This window comes from Streptomyces sp. (assembly GCF_035645055.1).
GTDB lineage: Bacteria > Actinomycetota > Actinomycetes > Streptomycetales > Streptomycetaceae > Streptomyces.
This window is the reverse complement of the sequence record NZ_DASQNH010000035.1, coordinates 118,284-130,958: the sequence shown is the minus strand read 5'-3', so window position 1 is coordinate 130,958 and position 12,675 is coordinate 118,284. Positions and strand designations below refer to the sequence as shown.

9 protein-coding genes and 1 pseudogene are annotated in these 12,675 nt (G+C 72.5%); 6 read left to right on the top strand and 4 right to left on the bottom strand.

Annotated elements, in window-relative coordinates:
• The first annotated feature begins 259 nt into the window (after positions 1-259).
• Positions 260-2,722 (top strand): SpoIIE family protein phosphatase, encoded by a 2,463-nt coding sequence (locus VE614_RS12275; RefSeq protein ID WP_324935702.1) that lies wholly within the window; start codon positions 260-262, stop codon positions 2,720-2,722.
• A gap of 187 nt (positions 2,723-2,909) precedes the next feature.
• On the opposite strand, the gene VE614_RS12270 is transcribed toward VE614_RS12275, so the two are convergent.
• Positions 2,910-5,186, bottom strand: a complete 2,277-nt coding sequence (locus VE614_RS12270; protein ID WP_324935700.1) for a catalase — start codon at positions 5,184-5,186, stop codon at positions 2,910-2,912.
• Positions 5,187-5,515: 329 nt separating this feature from the next.
• Positions 5,516-6,115: a TetR/AcrR family transcriptional regulator gene (locus VE614_RS12265; RefSeq protein ID WP_324935698.1), complete on the bottom strand. Its 600-nt coding sequence runs from the start codon at positions 6,113-6,115 to the stop codon at positions 5,516-5,518.
• A gap of 177 nt (positions 6,116-6,292) precedes the next feature.
• On the opposite strand from VE614_RS12265, the gene VE614_RS12260 reads away from it, so the two are divergent.
• The 4 genes and pseudogenes from VE614_RS12260 to VE614_RS12245 all read left to right on the top strand — a co-directional run bounded on the left by VE614_RS12260 (position 6,293) and on the right by VE614_RS12245 (position 8,562).
• Positions 6,293-7,141, top strand: a complete 849-nt coding sequence (locus VE614_RS12260; RefSeq protein WP_324935696.1) for an alpha/beta hydrolase — start codon at positions 6,293-6,295, stop codon at positions 7,139-7,141.
• A gap of 64 nt (positions 7,142-7,205) precedes the next feature.
• A complete protein-coding gene (locus VE614_RS12255) occupies positions 7,206-7,616 on the top strand; it encodes a VOC family protein (protein ID WP_324935694.1) in 411 nt (136 codons plus the stop codon).
• Between the two features lie 39 nt (positions 7,617-7,655).
• Entirely contained in the window at positions 7,656-8,045 is a 390-nt protein-coding gene (locus tag VE614_RS12250) for an AraC family transcriptional regulator (protein ID WP_324935692.1), read from the top strand.
• Between the two features lie 62 nt (positions 8,046-8,107).
• Positions 8,108-8,562: pseudogene (locus VE614_RS12245) on the top strand (pyridoxamine 5'-phosphate oxidase family protein).
• Between the two features lie 104 nt (positions 8,563-8,666).
• On the opposite strand, the gene VE614_RS12240 reads toward VE614_RS12245, so the two are convergent.
• The gene (locus tag VE614_RS12240; protein WP_324935690.1) at positions 8,667-9,950 is read right to left on the bottom strand and encodes a hypothetical protein; all 1,284 of its coding nucleotides are present in this window, start codon (positions 9,948-9,950) and stop codon (positions 8,667-8,669) included.
• 244 nt (positions 9,951-10,194) lie between these two features.
• Here VE614_RS12240 and VE614_RS12235 point away from each other — a divergent pair, with 244 nt between their 5' ends.
• The gene (locus VE614_RS12235; RefSeq protein WP_324935688.1) at positions 10,195-11,316 is read left to right on the top strand and encodes a lipid II:glycine glycyltransferase FemX; all 1,122 of its coding nucleotides are present in this window, start codon (positions 10,195-10,197) and stop codon (positions 11,314-11,316) included.
• A 9-nt stretch (positions 11,317-11,325) separates the two neighbouring features.
• On the opposite strand, the gene VE614_RS12230 is transcribed toward VE614_RS12235, so the two are convergent.
• Complete coding sequence (locus tag VE614_RS12230; protein WP_324935686.1) at positions 11,326-12,417, bottom strand: polyprenyl synthetase family protein; 1,092 nt, start codon at positions 12,415-12,417, stop codon at positions 11,326-11,328.
• Positions 12,418-12,675: the final 258 nt, after the last annotated feature.

Below are 12,675 nucleotides of genomic sequence, written 5' to 3'. Positions count from 1 at the left end.
CCTCTGCCGGCCGGCAGGGTGTGCCCGGGCCGGCCTGTCGCCGGCATCGCCGCGCTGTTGCCGGCCGTCGGCCCTTCCATGCTCCCTCCGGCTCTGCGCCTTGCCCAGTCACAGCCGGTTCGCCGCTGCGCCCGGCGTCGCTGACCTGCGACGACGGCCACAGGCCGAGATATCCGTACGTGGCCCGGACCGGAGCGCCCGGCCGATGCACATCGGGCGGACAAAAGGGAACATAGTCGTTGTAAAGGATGGTGGACCCATGAATTCCAGGCACGGGGGCTCCGCCCCGCCCACGTCGGCTGTACCGCGCGAACTCCTCGACGCGTCCACCGACGCCGCGGCGGTGCTCTCGGCCGACGGCGTCGTGATCGGCTGGACCCGCGGCGCCGAGGAACTCCTCGGTTACCGGGCCTCCGAAGTCGTCGGCGGCTCCGCCGCGCGTCTGGTGGCGATGCCCGGCGACCCGACACGGGTCGCCGGGCTCGTCGAGCGGTGCCGGGCCGGAATGGGATGGAACGGTCTGGTCTCCCTGCGTCACCGCGACGGCCGCCGGCTCGAAGCCGACCTGAGAGTGTCCGCGTCCTTCCGCATCGGCGACCACGAATGCTTCCTGCTCTCGGCGCGCGAGCAGCGGCAGCAGTGGACCGTGGGCCAGTCCGTCCTCGACGGATTCCTCACCCGCTCACCGGTCGGCATGGCGGTGCTGGACGTGGAGCTGCGGTACGTGTGGCTGAACGACACCCTCGAACGCTTCGGCGGCGTCCCCCGCGAGCAGCGACTGGGGCGCCGGCTGAGCGAGCTGCTGCCCGGCTTGCAGGCCGAGACCATCGAAGGGCTTATGCGCAAGGTCATGGAGACCGGCGTCCCCGTCACCGACTACGAGTACGTGGGCTGGAGCTGGGCCGACCCCCACCGTCAGCACGCCTACTCGACCTCCTTCTTCCCGCTGGTGGACGCGGACGACTCCATCACCGGCGTCTGCTACATGGTGCTCGACGTCACCGAACGCTGGAACGCGCGCCGGCTCCTGTCCCTGGTCAACGAAGCCGGCGCCAGCATCGGCAGGACCCTCGACGTGATGCGCACGGCACAGGAACTCGCCGACTTCGCCGTGCCCCGCTTCGCGGACTTCGTCGCCGTCGACCTCCTGGAGAGCGTCCTCAGCTCCGCGGGGCACGGAACCTGGCTGACCGACGCGGGACCGGCGGCCGCACGGCCGGTGATGCGCCGCGCCGGGCTGGGGTCCGTGCGGGACGGCTGCCCGGAGGCCGTCGCGCGGATCGGCGACCGGGTGAGCTTCCTGCCACCGCCGAGCGACTTGGGGACCCTGATCCGAGGCGAACCGATCCTCGTCCCGGTCCTCGATCCCTCCGACGCGCTGTGGGCCGCCGAACAGCCCGAGCGAGTGGCCCGCATCCGCGAGTTCGGCCTGCACTCGCTCATCGCCGTGCCGATGCGCGCGCGCAACACCGTCCTCGGGGTCACCACGTTCATACGGTCGCTCAACCCCGCCGCTTTCCAGCCCGACGACGTCATGCTGGCCCGGGAACTGGTGGCACGAGCGGCCCTGTGCGTCGACAATGCCCGCCGCTACACCCGGGAGCACACCGCGGCGGTCACCCTTCAGCGCAGCCTGTTGCCCCAGGCCCTGACCGGCGGCGCGGCAGTGGAGGTCGCCTCCCACTACCTTCCGGCGGACCCGGTCGGCGGGGTCGGCGGCGACTGGTTCGACGTGATCCCGCTGTCCGGCGCCCGGGTGGGCCTCGTGGTCGGCGACGTGGTCGGCCACGGCATCGGCGCGGCGGCGGCGATGGGCCGGCTGCGCACCGCGGTGCAGACCCTCGCCGACATGGAGCTGCCGCCGGACGAACTGCTGGCCCGTCTCGACGACCTCGTGCTCCGGCTGAGCGAGGAGCGGACGGCGGACGAGGACGCCACCGAAAGCGCCACCGCCTTCCTCGGGGCGACCTGCCTCTACGCCGTGTACGACCCCGTCACCCGGCGCTGCGCCATGGCCCGGGCCGGACACCCGCCCCCGGTCGTGGTCACCCCGGACGGGCACGTCTCCTTCCCCGAACTCCCCGCCGGGCCGCCGCTCGGGCTGGGCGGGATCGCGTTCGAGGCCGACGAGGTCGAACTGCCCGCGAACAGCCTGCTCGGTCTCTACACCGACGGCCTCATCGAAGGGGCGGACGGCGATCTGGAGTCCGGGATGGCCCGGCTCGCGGAACTCCTCGCGCGGCCGGGCCTGGGCCTCGACAGACTGTGCCGGTCCGCGGTGCACCGGCTGATGCCGCTGCCGCAGCGCGACGACATCGCCCTCCTGCTGGCCCGCACGCACGTCCTGGACGCCGAGCACGTCGTCTCGTGGGACGTGCCCGCGGACCCGGCCGCCGTCTGCGAGGTGCGGGCCCGCGCGACGCGCCAGGTGGAGGCCTGGGGCTTCGAGGAACTGGCGATGACGACGGAACTCATCGTCAGCGAACTGATCACCAACGCGATCCGTTACGCCGACCCCCCCATCCGGCTACGCCTCCTCCGTGACTCCCGCCTGACCTGCGAGGTCGCCGACGGCAGCAGCACCGCCCCGCGCCTGAGGCACCCCCGCAGCACCGATGAGGGCGGCAGGGGCCTCTTCCTGGTGGCCCAGCTCACCCACCGCTGGGGCGCCCGGTACACACCCGACGGAAAGATCATCTGGGCGGAGCAGGAAATCCCGTGACCCCGCCGGACCGGACCCCGGCGCGGGACTCGGTGCGCGGGGCTCAGTCCTCCGAGTCGCCACTCTCGTGGCCGCTCCCCGCGCACACGACGGGCGCGGCGCCCCCGGCAACCGCCGGACACCGCGCCACGCCTGTCACCTGTGAGACCGGCACCTGCCGAACCGGCGCCTGCCGAACCGGCACCTGTCAGACCGGTGTCGCGAACCGCTCCCACACGCGGTGCTTCCCCAGCAGGCGGACGATCTCCTCCAGCGCGGCGGTGGGGGAGTCGGAGAGGACCACTCCGGGGGCGTCCACGGGTACACCCGCCCCTTCCAGGGCGACCTTTCCGCCCGCCCAGGCGCCGATGGCCTTGCCGTGCCGGAACGCCTCCGTCAGCAGCAGCCGGACCCGCGGGTCGCAGGTCGTCGGCTCCACGGAGGACGGCGTGGACTTGGCGTCCCGGGCGGTGTACGCGTCGGTGCCCACACCGGGAATGCCGGCCAGCAGAACGGCGTCGAACTCGACCGAGCGCGCGGTGACGTACGTGCGCTGCACGGTCACCCCGCCGTCGCCGGAACCCAGCGTGCCGCCGGCCGGTGCGACGACCAGCGGCACCATGCCCGCGTTCAGCACCGCCTCACGCACCGCGCGGACGCTCTCCAGATCGCCGTCCGCGCCGGTGACGATGCCGACGATCCGCCCGTCGACCGGCCAGCTCTGGCCCACCTGGGACAGCGCCGGGCTCGGCTCGACATCGGCGAGCGGCACGGTCGGTGCCGGAGCGGGCAGCCCCAGACCCTGGGCGACCTGCTCGCACAGCTCGCGATCGATGTTGGCGAGCACCTGCAACTGCCGTTCCTTGATCGCCTGTTCGTAGCACTTGCCGAGTTCGAAGACGTACGCGCCGATGATGTGCTCGCGCTCCACCGGGGTCATGCTCAGCCAGAACCGGCGGGGCTGGCTGAAGTGGTCCGCGAAGGACTCCGGGGCCTCCCTCACCTTGGCCGCCTCGGGGACGCGTACCGGCGTCTCGACGTACGCCCCGGTGTCCGCGCCCGCGTGGAACGGGCAGCCCCCGTCGAGCGAGTTCGGCCGGTAGGGGGCGGTGCCCCGGTGGACCGCCGTCTGGTGCATGCCGTCGCGCTGCATGTCGTTGACGGGCGCGTGCGACCGGTTGATGGGCAGCTGCGGGAAGTTGGGGCCGCCGAGCCGGGTGATCTGTGTGTCGAGGTAGGAGAACAGGCGGCCCGCCAGCAGCGGGTCGTCGGTGATGTCGATGCCCGGGACCAGGTGGCCGACGTGGAAGGCGACCTGCTCCGTCTCCGCGAAGAAGTTCGACGGATTGCGGTTCAGGGTGAGCAGCCCGACCGGCTGCACCGGCGCCAGCTCCTCGGGGACGATGTTCGTCGGGTCCAGCAGGTCGATGCCCTCGAAGGTCTGCTCCGGGGTGTCGGGGAAGGTCTGGATGCCCAGCTCCCACTGCGGATAGGCGCCCGCCTCGATGGCGTCGGCGAGGTCCCGGCGGTGGAAGTCGGGGTCCACCCCGCTCGTGATCTGGGCCTCCTCCCACACCTGGGAGTGCACACCGAGCTTCGGCTTCCAGTGGAACTTCACCAGCGTCGTACCGCCGTCGGCGTTCACCAGCCGGAAGGTGTGGACACCGAAGCCCTCCATCATCCGGTACGAGCGCGGGATGCCCCGGTCGGACATGTTCCACAGCGTGTGGTGGGCGGCCTCGGTGTGCAGGCTGACGAAGTCCCAGAAGGTGTCGTGCGCGCTCTGCGCCTGCGGGATCTCCCGGTCCGGGTGCGGTTTGCCCGCGTGGATGACGTCCGGGAACTTGATCGCGTCCTGGATGAAGAAGACCGGGATGTTGTTGCCGACCAGGTCGAAGACGCCCTCGCTGGTGTAGAACTTGGTCGCGAAGCCCCGGGTGTCGCGCACGGTGTCCGCCGAACCGCGCGACCCCAGCACCGTGGAGAAGCGCACGAACACCGGCGTCTCCACGTCCTTGCCGAGGAACGCGGCCTTGGTCACGGAGGCCGCCGTGCCGTAGCTCTGGAAGATCCCGTGCGCCGCCGCGCCTCGGGCGTGCACCACCCGCTCCGGGATGCGCTCGTGGTCGAAGTGCATGACCTTCTCGCGCAGATGGTGGTCCTGCAACAGCACCGGACCGCGCGGGCCCGCCTTGAGCGAGTGGTCGGTGTCGGGGAGCCGGGTGCCCTGAGCCGTCGTCAGATAGGCGCCGGACTGAGCCATCCGGGCCTGGTCCGCGCCGGTCGGCTGGCCGGTCGGCGACACGGTCTCCGGGCCGCTCTGGTCCGGCTTGGGCGGCAGCGGCTCCCTCGGCTCGGTGGGTTCGGCGACCGACGGCGACTCGGCACCCGGCTTGCCGGGGATCCCCTCCGCCGGTCCGCCGTCGCCCTGCAAGCTGTCGGCGACCTTGTGGGCTACCCGCTTCAGGGGGTTGGCCTCGCTCATACGTCCTGCTCCTTGGGCTCATGTCGTTGCGTACCGCCCCGGGGGGCGCGGGCAGCGGGTACCCACGTCCGGGCGGCTCACTTCAGGTCGTGGCCGGGGTGCGGGGGGATCAGGACACCGCCAGTGCGTGACGGGTACACGAAAGCCGGCGGGACGGCTCTGTCCCGCCGAGCGGTCGGACGATCGTCTCGCCGTCGTGCGTGTCGCCCTGGCAGAACTCCTCAACTCCTTCTCACCCGTGTCCCTGCCCTGCCAGCGTCACCGCCCGGGGCCCGGGCCGCGACCGGACGCGCGCAGCCGGGCGACCCGGGAGCGGGCCGGGGAGGCGGTCACGCGCCGGTGAGCGCCGCGCGGACGATCGCCGCGGCCGCGCGGCCCGCCGCGAGCACCGGCGCGGTGCTGCGCGCGGCACGGCCCAGCATGAAGGCGCCTTCGAGCAGGGCGATCACCGAGCCCGCCGTCTCCCGGGCGGCCGGCTCGGGGATGCCGCCCGCCGCGTAGTAGGCGGCGAGGCCGTCGATCCAGCTGTCGAAGACCTCCGATGTGGCCTGCCGCAGCTTGTCGTGGGTGCTGGCCACCTCCATCGCGACCGTGGCGATCGGGCAGGGGTCGGCGAAGTCCAGCTCGCTGAGCGTGTCCGCCGCGGCGCTGAACGCGTCACGGGTGGCGGCGGCTCTGTCCTCGTACGGTTCCATGAGCGCGGCGATCAGGCCGAGATAGGCGGCCCCCGAGGTGCGGATCACCTCCTCGCCCAGCTGCTCCTTGCCCCCGGGGAAGAAGTGGTAGATCGAGCCGAAGGGCGCGCCGGCGGCCTCGGCGATCTGCTTCATGCCCGTTCCGGTGTAACCGCGGCGCCGGAACAGCTCGGTGCTGGCCGTGACGATGCGCTGCCGGGTGTCTCGCGTGCCGGTGTCTTTCCTGTCGCTCACGGTGCAGGCCTCCGGGCGGCTCTTGTAGATGGCGGACGTCCGGGCCTATTCTCTCACTAGAACGATCTATCTAGAGCTGTCCGTCCAGAGCTGTCCGCCGAGACGAGCTGTCGCGACGAGCTGTCAGGAAGGGCCCGCCGAAACGCGGGGCGGGCCGACCGAGCCGGAGGCAACGCCATGCCCGAGATCGAGCTGAGCGCAGGGACCATCGACTACCAGGACACGGGCGGTGACGGTCCCGTCGTGGTCCTGGCCCACGGCCTCGGCTTCGACGAGTCGGTCTGGGCCGAGGTCGTCTCCGACCTGCGGGCCGACTTCCGGGTGCTGGTCCCGGTCCTGCCGATCGGCAGCCACCGGCGCCCCATGCGCCCGGACGCGGATCTGACCGCGCACGGAGTCGCCGCGCTGCTGGCCGAGTTCATGGACCGCCTCGGCCTCCGGGACGTCACCCTCGTCCAGAACGACGCCGGAACGGCGCAACTCCTCATCGGCGTACGGGACGAGCGCATCGGCCGGCTCGTCCTGACCTCCTGCGAGGCGCTGGACAACTATCCGCCGGGCATCCAGGGCAAGCTCCTGGGCTGGGCCGCCAGAATTCCCGGCGGCCTGTTCCTGCTCATCCAGTCGTTCCGCGTCCCGTTCCTGGCCCGCATGCAGACGTCCCTCGGCGGAATGGCCAAGAAGCGGCTGCCGAAGGAGCTGATCGCCCGCTGGTACGGGCCGCTGCTCACCGACCGCGCGATCCGGCGTGACTTCGCCAAGTTCTGCCGCAGCGCGGAACCGGACTGCTACCTGAAGGCCGCCGAGAACCTGTCGTCCTTCACCCGTCCCGCACTGGTGGCCTGGGGCGCCGAGGACCGCATGATGCCGTCCGCGACCGGCCGCCGCCTCGCCGAACTGCTGCCGAACGCGCGGTATGCGGAGATCCCCGGCGCCCGCACTCTGGTCCCGTTCGACAACCCCGACGCCCTCACCGCCGAGCTGCGCCGCTTCGTCAAGGAGAACCCGCTGCCCGGCGCGTACTGACCGCCCTGTGTCCGGTCAGGAATGGAGAAGCACCGTGCAGGGCCTCGTGTCTAGCCTGATCTTCATGGACATCACCATTCACACGACCGCCCTCCCGCACGACGACCCGGACGCTTCCCTGGCCTTCTACCGCGACGCCCTCGGTTTCGAGGTCCGCAGTGACGTCGGACAGGGCAGGATGCGCTGGATCACGGTCGGACCCCCCGGCCAGCCCGGCACCTCCATCCTGCTGGCGCCGCCCGCCGCCGACCCCGGGATCACCGAGGCCGAGCGCCGCACCATCGTCGAAATGATGGCCAAGGGCACGTACGGCTGGATCCTGCTGGCCACCCGGGACCTCGACGGCACCTTCGAGAAGGTGCAGGCCCGCGACGCCGAGGTCGTCCAGGAGCCGACCGAGCAGCCGTACGGTATCCGCGACTGCGCGTTCCGTGATCCCGCGGGGAACCTGGTCCGTATCCAGGAGATCCGCTGAGCCGTCAGCGTTCCGGCCTTCGTCGCAGAGGAGTTCCCCATGTGCCACCCCTCGTGGGGCCGCGCACGCGCCGCCGCGCAGCGTCTCACCGACCTCGCGCGACTGCGCCGCGTCCGTGACCGGATCGACCGGGAGTACGCGCGGCCGCTGAACGTCGAGGCGCTCGCCCGTGGCGCGAACATGTCCGCCCGTCACCTCAGCCACCAGTTCCGGCTGGCTTACGGCACGTCGCCGTACGCGTACCTGATGGCGCGTCGCGTGGAGCGCGCCACGGCGCTGCTGCGGCTCGGCGGCCCCAGCGTCACGGAGGTCCGCCGCGCGGTCGGCGGCTCGTCGCCCGGCGTCCTCGACACCCGCTTCACCGAACTGGTCGGCATGTCGCCCGGCGCCTACCGGCGGCATACGGCCGACGCGCCCCGCGCGATGTGACGGCCGGCCGCGCTGTCACCCGCGCCCACCCTTCGACCCCCTCACCGGCGACTGGAGGCACCATGACGGCCGCACCACCGCGAGCACGCGCGGAGCGACTGCGGGACACCCGCGCCGAGCTGGAGAGCGACGTCGATCTCTGGGTCGCCACCTCGGGGCCCCCGGGCGGCGCCCACCTCGTCCCGCTGTCCTACCTCTGGGACGGGGCCGCGTTCCTCGTCTCGACGCCGCGTGCCTCGTCACCGGCCGGAATCCGCTGGCGGCCGGCCGGGTGCGGCTCAGTCTCGGGCCGACCCGGGACGTGGTCGTCGTCGACGGCGTCGCCGAGCCGGTGGACATCGCCGGTCTCGCCCCGCGGACGGGCGACGCGTTCGCGGACCGGACCGGCTTCGACCCGCGCGCACTCGACGAGCCCTACCAGTACTTCCTGATCCGGCCGCGGCGGATCCAGGCCTGGCGGGAGGCGAACGAGTTGCGGGGCCGCGATCTCATGCGCGACGGCCGCTGGCTCGACTGAGCCGCCGCGCCGGGCACCCGCGCAAGCCCGCCGGATCCTCCGGCCGGATCCTCGACCGGCTCCCATGACGGCTCCTACGACGGCCCCCACGACGGGGCCGCCCGTCACGTCCACGCCGTCGCCCGCCCCGCCGAATCGCCGTCCCCGGCCGTGGCGTCCGGCCGGCCCGCGTCGGCGGCCGGCCGCCGGGGGACCGGCGGCCACAGACGGGCCAGTGCCAGCGGTACGCCGATGACGGGCACGAGCCAGACGGCGACATACAGCCGGTCGAGTTCGACCGCGACCGGGTGTGCCGCCGCCGTGGCGAAGCCGGTGGCCCCCACGGCGATCACACACAGGGCGACCGGCACCGAGCGCCGCCACACGCCCCACGCTCCCACCACGAGCAGGGACACCAGCAGCGGCGCGAGGGCTTCCTTCTGGAGCCACTGCCACCAGTAGTGGTGGTTGAGACGGGCGAGGGCCCGCCAGGGATCGGCGATCTCCGGCCGGGTCCAGTGGAGCGTGAAGGTGTCCTGGAGCGAGTCGGTCGTCCCGGGCAGTTTCAGGAGTGCGCTCAGGGCCGGCGTGGCCAGGGTGCCGCCCGCGGACAGCCCGGCCAGCCACCAGGCTCCGCGGTGCCGGGCCCGGCGGACGGCGAGCAGTGAGGTGACCGCGGCGGCCGTCAGGAACAGCGTCACCAGCAGGAACGTCGAATATCTGACGGCGAGTCCGCAGGCCAGGGCGCCGGTGAACAGCGCGGCGCCCGGCAGGACGCGGCCGCGCAGCAGCCACACCGAGGCGAGCAGCAGCGCGGTCGTCAGCGCGAGAGCCGGGCCCTCGGCCAGCGGCCGGCCGCCCCAGGAGGCGAGCGGGGTCACGTAGCAGAGGACCTGGCCGAGCACTGCGGCCGGGGGCGGTGCCCGCAGTGCGCGCAGCAGCAGGTAGACGAGATATCCGGCGAGCGCGGTGCAGGCGAGCGCGACCAGCGTGAGCCCGGCCTTGGCGCCGAGGAGTGCCACGAAGGGCGCCGCCACGAGCGGATATCCGGGCCGGGTGTGGAAGATCCGCTCGTAGCGGGGGTCGGTGGGTTCGAGCCCCTGCGCGTACTTCCGCTCGCACCGCGCCGCGTAGGCGGCCTCGCGGCCCGGTTCCCGGAATCTGAGCTGGTCGAGCATGCGGTTGCGGTGGACCAGCCTGGCCGTGTCCTCGCAGTAGGCGGCGACGGCTTTCCGCGTCGCCTCGCGCGGGGAGTCGCCGAGGAACTCGTAGGCCTGACGGGCGTAGCGGTAGGAGTCGTTGGAGAAGCGGGTCGCCGGATAGCCGAAGACGTGCAGCAGTACGAAGGCCGCGGCGACGACCGCCGGAAGGGCCCGCGGCAGCCGTCGGCGCCGTTCGGCGCGCGGCATGCCGGTACCGGGAGAACAGGCGGTCACCTCACCAGCCTCGGCCGGAACCGGCGAGTCCTCCACTCGAACGCACCCGAGTGCTTCCTCTACGGCCCGGCGAACCGGCCGGGGCCACCCTGTGCCGCCCTCGGCCACGAGCCGGTAGCGGTCAGTTCCTGTCCGCTTGACCGAGAGGGTGAACACGTCCGCGGGGAGAACCTGGACCCGGCGTACGCCTCGTGCGCCGAGCAAAGGAGCACGGCGCATGAGCTACCGCCTGGAAGCGATCACTCGCGAGGAACACCTGTCCTTCGTCACGGCCCGTCCCTCGGTGAGCCATATGCAGGTTCCCTCGTGGGGGGATGTGAAGCCGGACTGGCGGGCGCAGAGCCTGGGCTGGTTCGACGAGGAGGGCCGCCTCGTCGGGGCGGGACTGGTGCTGCTGCGCCCCTTGCCGAAGCTGAGACGGTACCTGGCCTATCTGCCCGAGGGCCCGGTCATCGACTGGGCCGCGACGGATCTCGAGCAGTGGCTCCAGCCGATGCTCGCGTACCTGAAGGAGCGTGGCGCCTTCTCGGTGAGGATGGGGCCGCCCGTCGTCGCCCGCCGCTGGAGCGCCGAGGCGGTCAAGGCGGCGATCGCCGATCCGCGGGCCGGTCGACTGCGCGACGTCGAGGCCACCGAGGAGGAGCCGCGGGCCCTCGACATCGCGGGCCGGCTGCGCCGGATGGGCTGGCGGCGGACCGAACCCGGCGGCGAGGACGGCTTCGCCGCGGGCCAGCCGCGCCACGTCTTCCAGGTCCCCTTGGCCGGACGGACCTCCGAAGAGCTCGAGCAAGGCCTCAACCAGCAGTGGCGGCGCAACATCAAGAAGGCCGAGAAGGCCGGCGTCAAGGTGGTCCAGGGCGGCTACGAGGACCTGCCCGCCTTCTACGACCTCTACGTCGAGACCGCCGAGCGGGACCGCTTCATCCCCCGCCCGCTCGCCTACTTCCAGCGGATGTGGACCGCGCTGCGGGCCGAGGACGACGACCGTATGCGCCTCTACCTCGCCCACCACGACGGCGAGGTGCTCGCGGCCGCCACGATGCTGACCGTCGGCGAGCACGTCTGGTACTCCTACGGCGCCTCCACCAGCCGCAGGCGCGAGGTCCAGCCGAACAACGCCGTCCAGTGGCGCATGATGTGCGACGCCCACGAACTCGGAGCGGCCGTCTACGACATGCGCGGCATCACCGACACCCTGGAGGAGGACAATCACCTGCTGGGGCTGCTCCGGTTCAAGGTCGGCACCGGCGGCGAGGCGGTCGAATACCTCGGCGAGTGGGACTACCCGCTCAACCGGGTCCTGCACAAGGCGCTCCACCTGTACCTGTCCCGGCGCTGACCTCCCGGCTCACCCCGCGCGTTCCACGCTCCACACCGGCAGCTGCGCGAAGAACGCGACCGCGTCCCCCCGCCACCGCCGCCGCCAGCTGCCGGCCAGCGCGGAGGCCTCCTCCGCGTGGCGGCGCATCTCGGCGCGCATGCCGGCCGCCACCCCGCTGCGCTCGCCGATCTCCCGCACGTCGGCGACGTCCTGGTCCGTGCACGAGGCGTCGCCCAGGGCCGAGGTGACGACGGCGCGCTCCGCACCGCCGACGGCGGACAGCAGGGCGCGGACCGTGTACGTGTGCCTGCCCTCGCGGAGGTCGGTGCCGACCGGCTTGCCCGTGAGCTCCGGGTCGCCGAAGAGGTCCAGGTAGTCGTCCCGCATCTGGCCGCAGATCCCCACCAGCCGTGCGTAGCGCCGCAGTTCGGCCGCGTGGCGGCCCGGCTCCCCGCCGGCGGCCAGCAGCCCCAGTTCCAGGGGCGCCAGGAGCGAGTAGCGGGCCGACTTGTAGTCCGCCACGCTGTGCAGGATCTCCTCGTCCGCCGGGCCGGTGGTGAAGTCCCGTTCCAGATCGGCGATCTGGCCGACGAACGTGTCCGCGGCGGCCCTGGTCTGGGCCTCGACCATGGCCTGCCGCACCGGCAGCGGCGCTTCGGCGTCGAGGAGTACGCGCAGGGACAGCGCGAGAGCGAGGTCGCCCGCGAGGATCGCCAGGCCGAGCGCGGTGCGCGGCCGGTCGGGGAACTTCTCGCGGTAGGCGTAGTAGGTGGTGGGCCCGCCCCGGCGGGTGGGGCTGTCGTCGATGATGTCGTCGTGGATCAGCCCATGGGTCTGGAGAAGCTCGATGCTCAGCGCGGCGGCGTCCAGCCCGTCGACCGGTGCGTCCGTCACCAGGCGGGCCGCCTCGTACAGGAGCACCACCCGCATCCGCTTGCCGCCGCGCAGGGACAGCTCCCGCAGCAGACCCACGCACTCCGGGGTGAACCGGCTGAACGCCGGGGCGTCCATGGTGGCGGCCAGCGTGTCGAAGTACTCCGCGAACCGTGCGTTGAACCCGCTCTCGTATGCGGCGACGCGGGCCAGCACCCGCTCGGTGAGGTCAGCCGTGTCGGCCATGGCACCTTTCCTGTCCGAGGGCTCGGTAATCGGCCCTCCCGATGATCCCGCCCTCCGCTAGGGTGAGCGCCGTGGACCAGTATCGGATCATCTGCCCGCCGCCCCGCTCCTGAGCGGGGTGTCTGCCGGGCCCGGCCGGGACGAATCGGCCGTGGCCCTCCCTGGCGTTGCCTGATCGGCCACTGATCGGCCGCCTGTCCGCCGATGCCCCGCTTTGACGCCGTCGTCCTTCCTTCCGCGTCGAAGCCGGAGCTTTCC